Genomic DNA, 16,216 nt, shown 5'->3' on the forward strand with positions numbered 1-16,216 from the left:
GGAGGCCGGCGTGTCGCGATCCACCTCGCGCGAGCGCGCTCCGCACTCCGAGCGTCAGCTCCGGTTCGTGCGGCCGACCCGCCAGGACGCGGTCGCCGGGTTCGCGACCGGCCTGTTCTCGATTCCGGAGGGGATGGCGTACGCCTCGATCGGTGGGTTCAACCCGCTGCTGGGCCTGTACTCCGGGATGGTGCCGACCACGGTCGGGTCGCTGTTCTCCCGGACCGTGCTGATGACCACGACGCTGACCAGCGCGATCGCCCTGACCTCGCACAGCGTCCTGACGCAGGCCGGTCTGCGCGCCGACGACCCCGGCAACATCGCGATGCTGACGATCCTGGTCGGCGCCATCATGCTGCTGTTCGGGTTGCTGCGCATGGGCTCGTTGATGAGCTTCGTCTCGAACGCCGTGATGACCGGGTTCACGACCGGCATCGCCCTCCAGATCCTCGCCGGGGTGATCGAGGATGCCACGGGGTACCAGACCAGCTACCACAACACGATCGCGAAGCTCGGCGACGCCCTCGCGCACGTCGGCAGCTGGGACCTCACCTCGACCCTCGTGTCCGCCGGGACCGTCGGCTGTTGGTTCGCCGCGCACGCCGTCAAGCGGCTCGAGCCGTTCGCGATCCTGATCGCGCTCATCCTGGTGAGCATCGTCGTCGCGCTCGCCGGCCTGGACGTGCGGGAGGTCGGCGACATCGGTGCCATCCCACGGTCGCTGCCGCACCCGGTCCTGCCGGACGTCTCGGCGGCACCCGAGCTGCTCACCGGCGCGGTCGCCGTCGCACTCGTCGCGCTCGCGCAGGCCGCGGGGATCGGCGCCGCCGTCCCCAACCCGGACGGAACCCGCACCAACGTCTCGGCCGACTTCACCGCCCAGGGCGTCGCGAACATCGCCGGCGGGTTCTTCCGGGCGCTGCCGACCGGCGGCTCGATGTCGCGGACCGGCGTCGCCACCAGCGCCGGCGCCCGCACCCGGTGGACCGGGATCTTCGCCGGCATCGTCCTCGCCGTCCTCGTCCTGGTCGCGGGCCCGGTCGCCGAGCAGATCCCGATGCCGGTCATCGGCGGGCTGATCGTGGTCATCGCCGGCGAGCTGATCGTCGGCCGGATCGGCGACATCCAGCTCGTCGCGCGCACCGGTCTCCTGCCCGCCATCGCGATGGTCGCCACCTTCGTCGCCACCACCCAGCTGCCGCTGCAGGATGCGATCCTGCTCGGCGCCGGGCTGTCGCTGCTGCTGTTCTGCGTCAACGCCCAGCGCCAGGCCCGGATCCGGGCCCTCCAGCGCGACGACCTCGGCCGGTGGTCCACGACCGACGTACCCGCCCGGATCGAGCCGGGCGCGGTCACGGTCCTCCACTACGAGGGCGTGAGCATGTTCGCCGAGATCGAACGACTCGACGAGGCGTGGCCCATCCTGGCCGACGCCCGCAACGCCGTCGTCATCTTCCACGTCCGGACCCTGCCCGACGTTCCCTCGTCGACGATCATCAAGGCTCTCGCCAAACGGGCCCACCAGCTCGCCGACCACGGCTCGCGGCTGATGATCGTCGGGCTCGATCCCGCCCTGATGAAGGTGTTCGACAGGACCGGGCTCAGCGCCGTCATCGGTCCGGAGAACGTGGTCACCCGGACGCCGACGTTCTTCGAGGCCCTCGACCGTGCCTACGACGACGCGGTCGCCTGGACCCGACGACCGCACTGACGCCCGCGGGACGACTCCACAGCGCGTGCTACGAACGCTGTGGACGAGCGGTTGATTTCGCCATCAAAGAGGCGTTTCCTGTGACAAACAGATGCAAACGCAAGGATTGGCGCTCGGGATGCCTGCTCCTCCGCTGCACCGCAGCCTGGCCGTGTGGACGGTCGTCACCGCTGCCGCGGCCGCCGCGGTGGCCTGGCTGCTGCCGGTGGCGGCCGGGCCGCCCGCTCCGGCCGCGGGCTTCGACGAGGTCCTGGTCCGGATCTGTGCGGTCGTCGCCCTCGGGGCCGTCGCGTGGCTGTGGCTAACCACCGGGGTCACGATCGCGGCGGCTCTCCGGGGGCGCGACGGGTGCGCTCGCGGCGTACCCGACCCGGTACGCCGGGTCGTGCTGGCGGCCTGCGGCCTCGCCCTGACCGGCGGCCTGGTGGCCGGCCCGGCCCACGCGACACCGGGCCGGCCGTACGAGGGCCGGACCGTCGGACCGGCGACGGTCGTGGCCGGGCTGCCGCTCCCCGACCGCGCGGTCGCGCCCGCGGCCGAGCCGGACTCGCCCTCCGGACTCGGGCGGGTGGTGGTCTCCCCCGGCGACTCACTCTGGGCGATCGCGGCGCGGCGGCTCGGCCCGGGCGCCTCGAACGCCGAGATCGACGCCGAATGGCGCCGGATCTACGCCGTCAACCGGTCCGAGATCGGCGCGGACCCCGACCTGATCACACCCGCTCAGCGACTACGGATGCCCATCTCGGAGGTACTGCCATGACCGACCAGCCCGTGCCCGGCGTCGTGCCGTTTCGCCCCGCCGTGCCCGCCGTGCCGCTCGCCAGCGTCCAGGGCACCCTCGCCCTCGACCTGGAGCCGCGCCGCGAGCCACCTCTCGCTGCGGTGATCCCGATCGACGCCACCACGCAGCGCGGCATCGAGCACTGGGCACAGCGCTATGCGCAGGCCGCGGTCGAGATCGTCGGCGGTGACCGGCCGGTCACCCAGCTGCTGCGCTGGAGCTCCCGCGAGGTCTACGAGGACCTTCAACGCCGCGCCCTCCTCGTCGCCCGCGCCGGCCGATACGTCCCCGGTTCCGGGCGGGTGCAGCCGGTCCGGCCCCGGGTCCTCGGCGTGCACTCCTGCTTCGTCAGCCGCGACGTGGTCGAGATCAGCTCGCACGTGCGGTACGGCGAGCGCTCCCGCGCCCTCGCGGCCCGCTTCGAGCGGGTCCAGGGCCTCTGGCGCTGCACGGCCCTGGAGTTTGCCTGAGCAAGCGAGCAGCGGCCCGCGACGAAGGAGCGGACCGCGTCGCTCGCGCAGGTTGAGCAAGCGCACGGCTGAGCCTGCGAAGCCGTGACCGCGCGTCGAAACCCGGTGAGAGGACCGGCGGCGCTGATCGCGAGATACCGTCGGATGCAGCACGTGGTTTCGAGACAGGCGCTAGCGCGCCTTCCTCAACCACCGTGGGGCGCGCCTTCCTCAACCACCGTGGGCGCGCCCTCCTCAACCAAGCGCGACGTCAGCTGATCCGGGCCGTCAGGCCGGTCGGGCCGCCGGGGCGACCGTGGCACTGCTTGTACTTCTTGCCCGAGCCGCAGGGGCACTTGTCGTTGCGGCCGACCTTGGCGAACTCGTCGTCCTCCGTGGTGACCGTGCCCGACCGCACCTCGGCCTCACCGTCCTCGGACGGCGCCGAGTAGGAGAGGTTCTGCGGGGCGGCCGGACGGTCGAGGCCCTTGGCCCGGATGCTCGGCTGCTCGGCCGACGGGAGGGTGCGCGCCATCGGCTCGACGGCTTCCTCCTCCTCGACCTCGACCTCGAAGTCGACCTCGCCCTCCGGCTCCTCCTCGACCTGGACGTCGAGGTTGAACAGGAACCCGACCGACTCCTCCTTGATGCCGTCCATCATCGCGGTGAACATGTCGAAGCCCTCGCGCTGGTACTCGACCAGCGGATCGCGCTGGGAGTAGGCCCGCAGGTAGATGCCCTCGCGCAGGTAGTCCATCTCGTAGAGGTGCTCGCGCCACTTGCGGTCGAGCACCGAGAGCACCACCCGGCGCTCCAGCTCGCGCATGACCGGCTCGCCGATCTCCTGCTCGCGCTGCTCGTACGCCGCGTGCGCGTCGGCCTGCAGCGTGCCGATCAGCTCGTCGCGGTCGATGTGGTCGACGCTGCCGACCTCGTCGACGATCGTGCGGTGGTCGACGGAGACGGGGTAGATCTGACGCAGCGCGTTCCACAGCGCGTCGAGGTCCCACTGCTCGGCGATGTCCTCGGTGGCGCCGTTGACGTAGCCGGCGACGGTGTCGTCGAGGAAGCCGCGGATCTGCTCCTGGAGGTCCTTGCCCTTGAGCACCTCGCGACGCTCGGCGTAGATCACCTTGCGCTGCCGGTCCATCACGTCGTCGTACTTGAGGACGTTCTTGCGGGACTCGAAGTTCTGCGACTCGACCTGGCCCTGGGCGTTGGCGATCGCGTTCGTGACCCGCTTGTTCTCGATCGGGACGTCGTCCGGGATCTTCAGCACCTGGAGCACGCGGTCGACCCAGTCGGACTTGAAGAGCCGCATCAGCTCGTCCTGGAGCGAGAGGTAGAACCGCGACTCGCCCGGGTCACCCTGACGGCCGGAGCGACCGCGCAGCTGGTTGTCGATGCGGCGCGACTCGTGGCGCTCGGTGCCGACGACGTACAGACCACCGGCGTCGCGGACCTCGTCGTGCTCGGTCGCGACCTGCTGCTTGATCCGCTCGACCATCGCCGGCCACGCCTCGTCGTACTGCTCGGCGGTCTCGCCGCCGGGCTCGAGGCCCTGCTTGCGCAGCTCCTGGTCGGCGAGGAACTCGACCGAGCCGCCGAGCATGATGTCGGTGCCGCGACCCGCCATGTTGGTCGCGACCGTGACCGCGCCCTTGTGGCCGGCCATCGCGACGATCTTCGCCTCGTCGGCGTGCACCTTGGCGTTCAGCACGGAGTGCGGGATGCCCCGCTTGCGCAGCTTGTCGGAGAGGTGCTCGGACTTCTCGACGGAGACCGTGCCGACCAGGACCGGCTGGCCGTTCTCGTGCCGCTCGGCGATGTCGTCGACGACCGCGTCGTACTTCGCCTCCTCGGTGCGGTAGACGAGGTCGGCCTGGTCGATGCGGGCCATCGGCTTGTTGGTCGGGATCGGGACCACGCCGAGGTTGTAGATCTTGTCGAACTCGGACGCCTCGGTCATGGCCGTACCGGTCATGCCCGAGAGCTTCTCGTAGAGGCGGAAGAAGTTCTGGAGGGTGATCGTCGCGAGCGTCTGGTACTCCTCGCGGACCTGCACACCCTCCTTGGCCTCGATCGCCTGGTGCAGGCCGTCGTTGTAGCGGCGACCCGCGAGCATGCGGCCGGTGTGCTCGTCGACGATGAGCACCTCGCCCTCCATGAGGACGTACTCCTTGTCGTTGCGGAAGAGCTCCTTGGCCTTGATCGAGTTGTGCATGAAGGAGATCAGCGGCGTGTTGACCGAGTCGTAGAGGTTCTCGATGCCCAGGTGGTCCTCCACCTTGGTGATGCCGGGCTCGAGCACCGAGATCGTGCGCTTCTTCTCGTCGACCTCGTAGTCGACGTCGCGCTCGAGCTTGCGGGCGACCTTCGCGAACTCGGCGTACCACTGGACGTCGTCCTGGGTGGGGCCGCTGATGATCAGCGGGGTGCGCGCCTCGTCGATCAGGATCGAATCGACCTCGTCGACGATGGCGAAGTTGTGCTCGCGCTGCACGCACTCCTCGATCGACCCCGCCATGTTGTCGCGCAGGTAGTCGAAGCCGAGCTCGTTGTTGGTGCCGTAGGTGATGTCGCAGGCATACGCCGTGCGCCGCTCCTCGGGGCGCATCTCCGGCAGGATCACGCCGACGGTCAGGCCCAGGAAGTTGTGGACGCGGCCCATCATCTCGGACTGGTACTTCGCCAGGTAGTCGTTGACGGTGACGACGTGGACGCCCTTGCCCTCGAGCGCGTTGAGGTACGCCGGCAACACCGCGACCAGCGTCTTGCCCTCACCGGTCTTCATCTCGGCGATGTTGCCCAGGTGCAGCGCGGCGCCGCCCATGATCTGGACGTCGAAGGGGCGCAGGCCGAGCACCCGGCGCGCCGCCTCCCGCGCGGTCGCGAACGCCTCGGGCATCAGGTCGTCGAGGGACTCGCCGTCGGCCAGCCGCTTCTTGAACTCGTCGGTCATGCCTCGCAGCTCGTCGTCGCTCATCGCGACGAAGTCGTCCTCGATGGCGTTGACGGCCTTGGCCACGGCCTCGAGCTGACGCAGGATCTTGCCCTCGCCGATGCGGAGGATCTTGTCGAGAATGGCAGGCACTGGTCCAACTTCCTGGGTCGCCGACGGCGGCACTGATATGGGGCGGGCTGGGCCACTCTACCCAGCGTGGCCCAGCCTCCGAAGAGTTGTGGCCAGGTCGCCCCGCGTCTCGACCGAGATCGACCCCAGCCCCAGCCAGCCGGCCAGTCGGAGCAGCTCCGCGTGGAGCTGCTCGGCCGTGTCGGGTGGCGCCCCGGGCTCGGCGTATGCCGCCTTGACGACCAACCGCCCCGCACCGGCCTCGAACTGGCGGTCCGCCTTGAGGTCGACCCGGGCAACGATCCGGTCGCCGAGGAGGAACGGCAGCACGTAGTAGCCGTGCACGCGCTTGTCGGCCGGGACGTAGATCTCGATGCGGTAGCGGAAGTCGAAGAGCGCCTCGGTGCGGGCCCGCTCCCACACGACCGGGTCGAACGGGCTGAGCAGCGCGCGGGCGTCCACCCGCCGGGGCACGCGGGCGTCGCGGTGCAGGTACGCCGCGCGCCGCCAGCCGTCGACCGCGACCGGCACCAGCTCGCCCTCCTCGACCAGCTCGGCCACCGCGGCGGCGGTGTCGGCGACCGGCATCCGGTAGTAGTCGCGCAGATCCTGCACCGTCGCCACGCCGTGGGAGCGGGCCGCCCGGACCACGAGCTCGCGGGCCGCCTCCTCGCGCGTCGGGACGGGCCGCGCGAGGACGGCGGGCGGGATCACCCGCTCGGGCAGGTCGTAGCGGATCTCGAACTGACTGTTGCGACCCGCGATCGCGACCTGGCCCGAGGTGTAGAGGTAGTCGAGCATGCGACGCGTCGCGGACCAGTTCCAGCCCCAGTTCTCCTTCTCCCGGGGAAGGCCGTCGCCCACCCATGACGCAGCGTCGCGCGCGGTGGAGGCGCCGCGCTCGGCGATCTCGTCGAGCAGGCTCTTCTCCAGCACGTCGTTCTCGGCGACGAACCCCCACTTGCCGCGCTTGGCGCGGTAGTCGTCCATCCGGTGCTGCATCACCGGCCAGAGCTCGACCGGCATGAACGCCTGGACGTGGGCCCAGTACTCCACGATCCGCCGTGGTCGGCGCTCGGCGGCCCGGCGCAGCAGTTCGACGTCGTAGGGACCCATCCGGGAGTAGAGCGGCATGTAGTGGGCCCGCTGGAGCACATTGACCGAGTCGACCTGGAGCACGCCGGTGCGCTCCAGGGTGCGCTGGAGGGTGCGCATGGTCGGCGCCGCGTGCGGCCGGTCGAGGAAGCCCTGGGCGGCCAGCGCGATCCGGCGCGCCTGGGCGACGCTCAGCGAGTCCATGCCGTGAGGCTAGAGGAGCGCGCCGACAGTGGTGGCCGGTGCTTCTCGGCTCACCGCGTTTCGAGGCTCAGGCCTGGCGGCCTTCGCACCTCAACCAGCGACACGGTGGTTGAGGTGCGAGGAGCCCCAGCGCCGAGCCTCGAAACCACCACACCCGACAGCAGTGATGGCTGCTTCTCGGCTCACCGCGTTTCGAGGCTCAGGCCTGGCGGCCTTCGCACCTCAACCAGCGACACGGTGGTTGAGGTGCGAGGAGCCCCAGCGCCGAGCCTCGAAACCACCACACCCGACAGCAGTCGCGGCTACTCCCCGACTCACCGCGTTTCGAGACGCGTCACGCAGTCCCGAGCAAGCTCGGCCCTGCGTCGACGCTCCTCAACCTGCCTTGCTTTCGTAGCCCGACCTCGTTCCTCGGTCGGCCTACGGCAAGTCAAGCAGCTTCTCCTTGACGGCGTACATGACCGCCTCCATCCGCGAGTGGAGCTGGAGCTTCTCGAGGATGTTGCGCACGTGGTTCTTCACCGTGTTGTCGCTGATGTAGAGCTCCTTGGCGATCTCACGGTTGTTCATCCCGCGCGCCACGAGGCGGAGCACCTCGAGCTCGCGGTCGGTGAGCCGCAGCCCGGCGGTGTGATCGCGCTCGGGGCGCGACATCTGCTTGAACTCGTCGATGAGCTTGACCGCCATCGAGGGGCTGATCAGCGACTGCCCGTCGGCCACGACCCGGACGGCCTGGGCGACCTCCTCGATCGAGGAGTCCTTCAGCAGGTAGCCGGCGGCACCGCTCTTGACCGCCTCGTAGAGGTCGGCCTCCTCGTCGGAGACCGTCAGCATCACGATCTTGGCCGACGGCACCGCCTCCTTGATCGCCAGGCAAGCCTCGATGCCGGACCGCTTGGGCATCCGGATGTCGAGGAGCACCACGTCGGGCGCGGTGCGCTCGGCGAGGGTCGTCCCCTCGACGCCGTCGCCGGCCTCGCCGACCACCTCGACCCCCGGCTCCGCGCCGAGCAGCATCGTCAGGCCGCGCCGGAAGAGCTCCTGGTCGTCGACCACGAGCACCCGGATCGGCTCGCGCTCGCGCTCCTTCGTCAGCTCTGCCACGCGGGCATCATGGCACGCCTGGGCCGTGGGCGCCCCACATCGGGGTGATCCGACGCGCCGACGCCGGTGGCCCGTCCGGGCCACCGGCGTCTTCCGATCGGACCCCGGGTCGTCTCAGACGGTCCCGCCGATGTCGAGCGAGATCACGCCGTAGTCGTAGCCGCGGCGGCGGTAGACGACCGCCGGACGCTCACTCTCCTTGTCGACGTAGAGGTAGAAGTCGTGTCCGACCAACTCCATCTCGTAGAGCGCCTGGTCGAGCGTCATCGGGGCGGCGGCGTGGGTCTTCTCACGGACGACCAGCGGCCCGTCCCCGGTCACGGCGATCGGCCCGACCTGACGCTCCTGGGTGACGACGTCGTCCGGCGTCATCTCCGTGGGCGGCGCGCCGTTGGCGAGCGCCTGCCCGACGGAGACCGGGGTCTTCCCGCCCCGATGGACACGTCGACGGTCGGACGCACGCCGCATCTGGGCGGCCATCTTGTCCAGGGCGAGGTCGAGCGCCGCCATCTTGTCGGCGGCTCCGGCCTCGGCCCTGATCACCGGGCCCTTGGAGAGCGCCGTCAACTGGACTCGTACGGCGCGATCCGCTTGCCGCGGGTTGCGTTCGCATTCCACCTCGACCTTCACCCGGATGATCCGGTGATCGTGCTTCTCGAGCTTGGACAGCTTCTCCTCTACGTGACTGCGAAACCGCTCAGACAGCTCGCAGTGCCGACCCGTGACCACAACTTCCATGTGAACCTCCCGATTGCACACTTGCTTCTCGGCGTTTCGGCGGCCAGCTCCGGTCGCACCCTCGTGGGGGGTACGCCGAAGCACCGGTACCCGCATGGGCCCGGCGTCGGGGAGGAGTCCGTCCGGCCGACCTGGTCTTCGACCCCACAACCGCCTGCTGAGGTGCTCGCAGCTTCTCTGCCACTACTGACCTTCTCCCGGTCACCGCCGCATCTGGCGACGGTGCCGAGGCAGGACTTACCACTAAGCCGCACCGTGATCGACGGTCCGCCCCGCATCGCGGCGCTGACCGTCTTACGTGGACCGTTTCGCCTGCGACTGGCATCGGCTAGCCGACCCTGCGCCCGGCTCGGCCGAGGCACCTGGACGACGCAACCACGGACCCGGACGGACTCCATGCAGAGACGTTAGTCCGAAGGTCAAGGAGACGAAAGGGCCCAAGGTCCCCCGCCTCGACCCCGTCGGCGTGTCGCGGCCACCGCAGCCACGGCGACCACCTCGAGACCCACCGCCTCGAGGGCTCGCTGGGCCTCGCGAAGCGTCGATCCGGTCGTGACCACGTCGTCGCAGACGACCACCCGGGCCTGGGTACGCCGCGCCGCCAGCGCCCGGAGCCGGTCGGAGGGGCAGTGCATGGAGCCGGCCAGGTTCACCGCCCGATCGTCGGCCCCGAGGCCCGCCTGGTCCACGACCCCCGGACGACTGCGCAGCAGGGACGCCGCCACCACGTCGGCGCCGGACCCGCGCAGCCGGCGCGCCGCCCTGGTGGTGATGCGCAGGGTCGGGTCGTGGCCGCGCGTCCGTGCGGTGCCCGGGCGCGACGGCACCGGCACCAGCACCACCGGGCCGTCCGGATGGTCGGCGAGCGCCGCACGGACCGCGTCGGCGAGCAGCCGGGCCAACGGATCGCGCAGCCCGAGCATCCGGCGCTCCTTGTGGCCCAGCAGCAGCGCCCGGACCACCCCGGCGTACTCCCCCGCCGCGAAGGGCGGCGCCAGCCCGGGCGGTACCGGGTCGGGCCGGGCCGGTGCCGCCCCGTCGGGCAGCCCGTCCGCGCAGTCTCCGCAGAGCACCCGCCCGGCACGGCCGCAGCCCGCGCAGCGTCGCCCCAGGAGCAGGTCGGCGGCCGCGTCGGCGAGGTCGGCCCAGGTCTCGCGGGGCATGTGCCGATGCCACCACCCCGCGGGGACCCGCTCAAGGCCACGGTCCGCGGCTGTGGACAAGGCTCAGCCGACGTAGGTCACGCCGGTGGTGCCGCTCGCGAGCGGCACGGTCGGCCGGTCGGCGGCCGACAGGTTGACCATGGAGCGGCGACCCACGCCGAAGAGCGGGTCGCCCGCCGCCGGGGAGCCGGCCAGCGACCGCAGCGGTCCCGGCACGGTGGTCGAGGTGCCGTCGGCCGCCGGCGCGCCGTCGACCGAGGCCAGGTAGAGCTGGACCAGCTTGTTCGTCGCGGCGAACGGGCTGAGGATCGCCAGGCTCGTGGGCGTCCGCCAGGCGATCGCACGCATCGGCAGGTCGCTGTCCGGCTCGCCGGAGATCGGCCGGGCCGGCGTCGCCCAGAGGATCCGGCCGCTGCGGTCGCGGGCGATCCGGCTGAGGACCAGCTCGTCGCCGGCGGGCCGGCGTACGACGGCGACCAGGCGGGTGCCGTCGCGCGAGACCACGAAGCTGCGCACCTGCCGCCCGGTGATGCCGGGCACCTCGAGCTCGTGCCGGCCCCGCTCGCCGACGTACGACACCGCGGCGCCGCCCGCGGTGCGGTCGACCAGCCACATCCGGTCGGAGAAGTCCCAGGCGGGCTCGAGCAGATCGGTGCCGCCGGTAACCACGGTGCGGGCCTGTCCGGCGTCCCGACCGCTGACCGGGGCGGCCACCACCACCCGGCCGTCCTCGGTCACGCCGGCCGCCCGGGTCGCGGTCAGGCTCACGCCCACGCTCCGCACGCCCAGCGCGTCGGCGCCCATCGGGCCGCTGACCGGCTCCAGGGTGCCGCCGGCACCGGAGGCGAGCCGTCCCTCACGCAGGCCGTAGAGCAGCGGGCTGGCCTGCCAGCCGGCCGGGTCGTACTCGCTGCCGCCGTCGACGCGGTAGGCGCTCACCCCGCCCGGCAGCGGGACCGACTGGCCGTTGATCGAGACGCGCAGCGCCTCGATCTCGTCCTCCTGGCGCAGCGTCCAGGCGAGCTGGGCCATCATCAGCTCGATCGACTGCGGCGTCAGGTCGCCGCCGTCGCCCTTGAGCCCGATGTCGGCGATGCCCTCGTCGGAGATCGGCACCGACAGGTTCACGGTCAGTCCCGGCGGGATGAAGCTGCGCACCACCCGGTCGAGGCCCGCGCTCGGACCGAGCAGCAGCGCCTGGGTCAGCGTGCTCGCGAGCTGCTTGCCCTTCGGCACGAAGACCGGCTCCGGCGCCAGGATCGAGGCGGTGGGATCGAAGTAGTAGAGCGACACCTGGCGGTAGCGGCGGGCGAACCACGACTCCGGCACGATCAGCGCGTCCGGCGCCCGGTCGATGCGCCACTCGCCCTCCTCGAAGGCCATCGGCAGCTGCACGATCCGCCGGGCCCGGGGCAGCGGGCCCTGCCAGGCGCCCTGGGCGTCGAGATGGTCCGGATCGCGCAGGGTGACCGAGACCCCGACGCCGCTCTCGGCGATGCGGGGGTTGCCGGCGTAGGTGATCGTCTCGTCCTCGGGCGTCCACGACGCGGCGGCGTCCTGGGTGAGGAACTCGCGGGCGGTGTTGGTCTGGATCGGCGTCGCCGTCATCGCGGCCAGGAAGCCCTGGACGATCTCGGCCCGGGTCGCGCCCTCCTGGGGCGGCCGCGGGTCGATGTAGACGCCGGGCTGACCGGCGACGCCGCCTCCGGACTGCGTCTCGACGACCGGGCCGCTCTCCGGCATGCCCACGCAGCCGCTCAGCACCAGCGCCGCGGCGACGGCGGCCACGACGACGAGGAGGGTACGGCGGCGGGTCATGTCACCGGCTCCGTCACGTCGGAGGGCACCAGCGCGAGCGGGCTGTGGCGCAGCACCGCGCCCGCGCGACGGGGCAGCGTCAGCCGGAACTGGGCGCCCTCCCCCGGCCGGCCCCAGGCCTGCAGCCAGCCGCCGTGGAGGTGGGTGTCCTCGAGCGAGATCGACAGGCCGAGGCCGGTGCCGCCACTGGTGCGGGCCCGGGCCGGGTCGGCGCGCCAGAACCGGTTGAACACCATGGCCGCCTCGCCCGGCGCCAGGCCGACGCCGTAGTCGCGCACCGTGATCGCGGCCGCGTGGTCGTCGCCGGCCACGGCCACCACGATGTCGCCTCCGGCGCGGTCGGTGCCGGTGTGGTCGATCGCATTGGTGACCAGGTTGCGCACGACGCGCTCGATGCGGCGTACGTCGGCCTCCGCCAGACACGGGTGGTCCGGTGCGTCGACCACGATCTCGACCCCCCGCTGGGCGGCCAGCGGTCGGGTCGCGTCGACCACCCGGTGGGCGACGTCGACGAGGTTGAGGTCGTCGAGCTCGAGCACGGCGGCGCCGGCGTCGAACCGGCTGATCTCGAGCAGGTCCGCGAGCAGGGTCTCGAAGCGGTCGAGCTCGGTCTGCAGCAGCTCGGCGGCGCGGGCGGTGGCCGGGTCGAAGTCGCGCCGGGCGTCGTGCAGGACGTCGCCGGCCATCCGGACCGTCGTGAGCGGCGTACGAAGCTCATGGGACACGTCGGAGACGAAGCGGCGTTGGACCCGGCTGAGCTCCTCGAGCTGGCGGATCTGCCGCTGCAGGTTGCTGGCCATCTGGTTGAACGACGTGGCCAGCCGGGCCAGGTCGTCCTCGCCCGAGACCCGCAGCCTCTCCTGGAGCTGGCCGGCCGCCAGCCGCTCCGCGACCTGGCGCGCCATCCGGATCGGCGTGACGACCTGCCGGGTCACCAGCCAGGTCATGCCGGCCACCAGCACGACGAGGAGGACCGCGGCGGTCAGCAGCGCCCGGGTCACCAGCGCCATGGTCTCCTCCTGCTCGTCGAGCGGGAAGAGGTAGTAGAGCGTGTAGGTCTGGGCGTCGGCGGGCAGCAGCACCTGCGAGCCGACGACGATGCCCGGACGCTCGGTCGTCACGCCGGCCGCGTCGGTGCTCCGGATCGTGGTGTAGGTCCAGGCGGTCGGCGCCTCCCGGTCGAAGTGCTTCTCGAGGTCGAGCGGGACGCTGCTGGTGTCGAGGCCCTGGGTGAAGTTCGCGCCCCCGTCGGAGATCCGGCCGCCCCCGCCGGTCGGGCCGGCCAGGACCACCGCGAAGCCGCGGGTGTCACCGGCCTGGATGATCGGCTCGACCAGGTCGCGCTGCTGGCTGGCGACGTCGGCGTCGGTGCCGGGAGCGGCCTCGAGGCGGACCCGCGCCTCGGCGGTCTCGTCGTTCGCCTCGGCCACGACCGCGTCGACCCGGTGGTCGAGCAGGCCGTCACGGGTCTGCTGGAGCAGGTACCAGCCGACGATGCCGATCACCGCCATCGACAGCAGGACGGTGCTGGCGACCACCCGCGCCTGGATGGAGCGGCGCCAGAAGGTCAACGCACGGCGTACCGGATCAGGGAGCCAGTGCGACCCGCGGGGGCGCAGGTGCAGCATGTCGGTGCCTCACACAGTCCCGGCCTTGTAGCCGACGCCCCGGACCGTCACCACGATCTCGGGGTTCTCGGGGTCGTGCTCGACCTTGGAGCGCAGCCGCTGCACGTGCACGTTGACCAGCCGCGTGTCGGCGGCGTGCCGGTAGCCCCAGACCTGCTCGAGCAGCACCTCGCGGGTGAACACCTGCCAGGGCTTGCGGGCCAGGCAGACCAGCAGGTCGAACTCCAACGGGGTCAGGTTGATCGGCGAGCCGGCCCGGGCGACCGCATGGCCGGCGACGTCGATGGTGAGGTCGCCGATCGACAGCGCCTCCGACGTCGGGGCGTCGAAGCGGCGCATCCGGGCGCGGATCCGGGCGACCAGCTCCTTGGGCTTGAAGGGCTTGACGACGTAGTCGTCGGCGCCGGACTCCAGGCCGACGACGACGTCGATGGTGTCGCCCTTCGCGGTGAGCATCACGATCGGGACGCCGGACTCCGCCCGGATCTCCTTGCACACGTCGATGCCGTCCTTGCCGGGCAGCATCAGGTCGAGCAGCACCAGGTCGGGTCGGTAGGCGCGGAACGCCTCCAGCGCCTCGTCACCGCGGGCGACCATCCGGCTCCCGAAGCCCTCCTGCCGGAGCACGATCGTGAGCATCTCCGCCAGCGACGCGTCGTCGTCGACCACGAGGATCCGCCCCTTGGTGTGGGGGTCGGACGGGGCGCCCGATGGCGCCGCGGCGGGCTCGCTCATGGCATCCATCATGACAGTTGCTCGGTGGTCGCGTTGCGCTCGCGAGGAACGGGCTCTGCTCACCGTGATCTCGAGACGCCGGTCGGCTCCTCGACCTGGTGCGTGTCTCCTGGCCCGCGCAGGGCTCGGGCCAGGAGCGCTAGTACCGGTACTGCTCCGGCTTGAACGGACCCGCAACGTCGATGCCGAGGTACGCCGCCTGCTCGCCGGTGAGCGTCGTCAGCCGCACCCCGAGGGCGTCGAGGTGCAGGCGGGCCACCTCCTCGTCGAGCTGCTTGGGCAGCACGTAGACGCCGGTGGGGTACTCCTCAGTCTTGGTGAAGAGCTCGATCTGGGCCAGCACCTGGTTGGTGAAGGAGTTCGACATCACGAACGACGGGTGACCGGTCGCGTTGCCGAGGTTCATCAGGCGGCCCTCGGAGAGCACGATGATCGAGCGACCGGTCGGGAAGGTCCAGACGTCGACCTGCGGCTTGACGTTCTTGCGCTCCGCGACGCCCGGCGCCTCGAGGCCGGCCATGTCGATCTCGTTGTCGAAGTGGCCGATGTTGCCGACGATCGCCTGGTGCTTCATCGCCCGCATGTGGTCGACGGTGACGACGTCCTTGTTGCCGGTGGCGGTGATGATGATGTCGGCGATCGGGAGCACGTCCTCGAGCGTCGAGACCTGGTAGCCGTCCATGGCCGCCTGGAGGGCGCAGATCGGGTCGATCTCGGTGACGATGACGCGCGCGCCCTGGCCACGCAGCGACTCGGCGCAGCCCTTGCCGACGTCGCCGTACCCGCAGACGACCGCGACCTTGCCGCCGATGAGGACGTCGGTGGCGCGGTTGATGCCGTCGACCAGCGAGTGGCGGCAGCCATACTTGTTGTCGAACTTCGACTTGGTGACCGAGTCGTTGACGTTGATCGCGGGGAAGAGCAGCGTGCCCTCGCGCATCATCTCGTAGAGGCGGTGGACACCGGTGGTGGTCTCCTCGGTGACGCCCTTGATGGAGTTCGCGATCGGGGTCCAGTGGTTGGGGTTCTCCGCGAGGACCCGGGTGAGGACCTCGAAGATGATCCGCTGCTCGGTGCTGGTCGCCGTGGCCGGGTCGGGCGCCTGGCCGGTCTTCTCGGCCTGGACGCCGAGGTGCACGAGCAGCGTGGCGTCGCCGCCGTCGTCGAGGATCATGTTCGGCAGCTGGCTGCCGGGCCAGTCGAGGATCTGCTGGGTGCACCACCAGTACTCCTCCAGCGTCTCGCCCTTCCAGGCGAAGACCGGCACTCCCTGGGGGTCCTCGACGGTGCCGTTCGGCCCGACCGCGATCGCGGCGGCGGCGTGGTCCTGGGTCGAGAAGATGTTGCAGGAGGCCCACCGGACCTCGGCGCCCAGCGCCACCAGCGTCTCGATGAGCACCGCGGTCTGGATGGTCATGTGCAGCGAGCCGGCGATCCGCGCGCCCCGGAGGGGCTGCTCGGCGGCGTACCGCTCGCGCATGGCCATCAGGCCGGGCATCTCGTGTTCGGCGAGCTGGATCTCGGTACGGCCGAAGTCGGCCAGGCTGAGGTCGGCGACCTTGAAGTCCATCGGTGCTCCCTAGGGACATGTGGCGGGGCTCTCCCTGCCGACGAGGTTAGAACGGCACCAGGGCATCGGAAGAATCCTCGACGCCTGCGGTCGGGATCGGATCAGGTCGCGCCAGGAGCATGCGGCTTCATCAAGGGATGCAGGCCG

General features: G+C 71.2%; 12 protein-coding genes. 3 read left to right on the plus strand and 9 right to left on the minus strand.

Annotation, left to right across the window (positions count from 1 at the left end; translation table 11 throughout):
* The first annotated feature begins 10 nt into the window (after positions 1-10).
* The 3 genes from FHU40_RS03310 to FHU40_RS03320 all read left to right on the plus strand — a co-directional run bounded on the left by FHU40_RS03310 (position 11) and on the right by FHU40_RS03320 (position 2,962).
* Positions 11-1,711 carry a SulP family inorganic anion transporter gene (locus tag FHU40_RS03310; RefSeq protein WP_183590847.1) on the plus strand — a complete coding sequence of 567 codons (1,701 nt, stop codon included), beginning with the start codon at positions 11-13 and terminating at the stop codon, positions 1,709-1,711.
* Positions 1,712-1,829: 118 nt separating this feature from the next.
* A complete protein-coding gene (locus tag FHU40_RS03315; protein ID WP_183590848.1) occupies positions 1,830-2,471 on the plus strand; it encodes a LysM peptidoglycan-binding domain-containing protein in 642 nt (213 codons plus the stop codon).
* Positions 2,468-2,962: an Rv3235 family protein gene (locus FHU40_RS03320; RefSeq protein WP_183590849.1), complete on the plus strand. Its 495-nt coding sequence runs from the start codon at positions 2,468-2,470 to the stop codon at positions 2,960-2,962. The genes FHU40_RS03315 and FHU40_RS03320 overlap by 4 nt, the downstream gene beginning before the upstream one ends.
* A gap of 250 nt (positions 2,963-3,212) precedes the next feature.
* Here FHU40_RS03320 and secA read toward each other — a convergent pair whose 3' ends face one another.
* From secA to ahcY, 9 genes are all read right to left on the minus strand, one after another.
* On the minus strand, positions 3,213-6,035 hold the full coding sequence (secA, locus tag FHU40_RS03325; RefSeq protein WP_183590850.1) for a preprotein translocase subunit SecA: 2,823 nt from the start codon (positions 6,033-6,035) through the stop codon (positions 3,213-3,215).
* A gap of 57 nt (positions 6,036-6,092) precedes the next feature.
* Positions 6,093-7,313 (minus strand): winged helix-turn-helix domain-containing protein, encoded by a 1,221-nt coding sequence (locus tag FHU40_RS03330; protein ID WP_183590851.1) that lies wholly within the window; start codon positions 7,311-7,313, stop codon positions 6,093-6,095.
* Between the two features lie 420 nt (positions 7,314-7,733).
* On the minus strand, positions 7,734-8,417 hold the full coding sequence (locus FHU40_RS03335; RefSeq protein ID WP_252275194.1) for a response regulator: 684 nt from the start codon (positions 8,415-8,417) through the stop codon (positions 7,734-7,736).
* Positions 8,418-8,531: 114 nt separating this feature from the next.
* Complete coding sequence (hpf, locus tag FHU40_RS03340) at positions 8,532-9,155, minus strand: ribosome hibernation-promoting factor, HPF/YfiA family (protein ID WP_183590852.1); 624 nt, start codon at positions 9,153-9,155, stop codon at positions 8,532-8,534.
* Positions 9,156-9,574: 419 nt separating this feature from the next.
* Positions 9,575-10,318, minus strand: a complete 744-nt coding sequence (locus FHU40_RS03345; RefSeq protein ID WP_183590853.1) for a ComF family protein — start codon at positions 10,316-10,318, stop codon at positions 9,575-9,577.
* A 63-nt stretch (positions 10,319-10,381) separates the two neighbouring features.
* Positions 10,382-12,136, minus strand: coding sequence for an LpqB family beta-propeller domain-containing protein (locus FHU40_RS03350; RefSeq protein WP_183590854.1), 1,755 nt, complete (start codon positions 12,134-12,136; stop codon positions 10,382-10,384).
* On the minus strand, positions 12,133-13,764 hold the full coding sequence (gene mtrB, locus FHU40_RS03355; protein WP_183590855.1) for an MtrAB system histidine kinase MtrB: 1,632 nt from the start codon (positions 13,762-13,764) through the stop codon (positions 12,133-12,135). The genes FHU40_RS03350 and mtrB overlap by 4 nt, the downstream gene beginning before the upstream one ends.
* Before the next feature lie 9 nt (positions 13,765-13,773).
* Complete coding sequence (mtrA, locus tag FHU40_RS03360) at positions 13,774-14,499, minus strand: MtrAB system response regulator MtrA (protein WP_183590856.1); 726 nt, start codon at positions 14,497-14,499, stop codon at positions 13,774-13,776.
* 139 nt (positions 14,500-14,638) lie between these two features.
* Positions 14,639-16,069: an adenosylhomocysteinase gene (gene ahcY, locus FHU40_RS03365; RefSeq protein WP_183590857.1), complete on the minus strand. Its 1,431-nt coding sequence runs from the start codon at positions 16,067-16,069 to the stop codon at positions 14,639-14,641.
* Positions 16,070-16,216: the final 147 nt, after the last annotated feature.

Source organism: Nocardioides soli, from assembly GCF_014191495.1.
Lineage (GTDB): Bacteria > Actinomycetota > Actinomycetes > Propionibacteriales > Nocardioidaceae > Nocardioides > Nocardioides soli.

What these genes read in the sequence shown, in the direction of transcription:
- FHU40_RS03315 (WP_183590848.1), top strand. Translation starts at nt 1,830, where the DNA reads ATGCCTGCTCCTCCGCTGCACCGCAGCCTGGCCGTGTGGACGGTCGTC.
- FHU40_RS03320 (WP_183590849.1), top strand. Translation starts at nt 2,468, where the DNA reads ATGACCGACCAGCCCGTGCCCGGCGTCGTGCCGTTTCGCCCCGCCGTG.
- FHU40_RS03330 (WP_183590851.1), bottom strand. Translation starts at nt 7,313, where the DNA reads ATGGACTCGCTGAGCGTCGCCCAGGCGCGCCGGATCGCGCTGGCCGCC.
- hpf (WP_183590852.1), bottom strand. Translation starts at nt 9,155, where the DNA reads ATGGAAGTTGTGGTCACGGGTCGGCACTGCGAGCTGTCTGAGCGGTTT.
- FHU40_RS03345 (WP_183590853.1), bottom strand. Translation starts at nt 10,318, where the DNA reads ATGCCCCGCGAGACCTGGGCCGACCTCGCCGACGCGGCCGCCGACCTG.
- FHU40_RS03350 (WP_183590854.1), bottom strand. Translation starts at nt 12,136, where the DNA reads ATGACCCGCCGCCGTACCCTCCTCGTCGTCGTGGCCGCCGTCGCCGCG.
- mtrB (WP_183590855.1), bottom strand. Translation starts at nt 13,764, where the DNA reads ATGCTGCACCTGCGCCCCCGCGGGTCGCACTGGCTCCCTGATCCGGTA.
- mtrA (WP_183590856.1), bottom strand. Translation starts at nt 14,499, where the DNA reads ATGAGCGAGCCCGCCGCGGCGCCATCGGGCGCCCCGTCCGACCCCCAC.
- ahcY (WP_183590857.1), bottom strand. Translation starts at nt 16,069, where the DNA reads ATGGACTTCAAGGTCGCCGACCTCAGCCTGGCCGACTTCGGCCGTACC.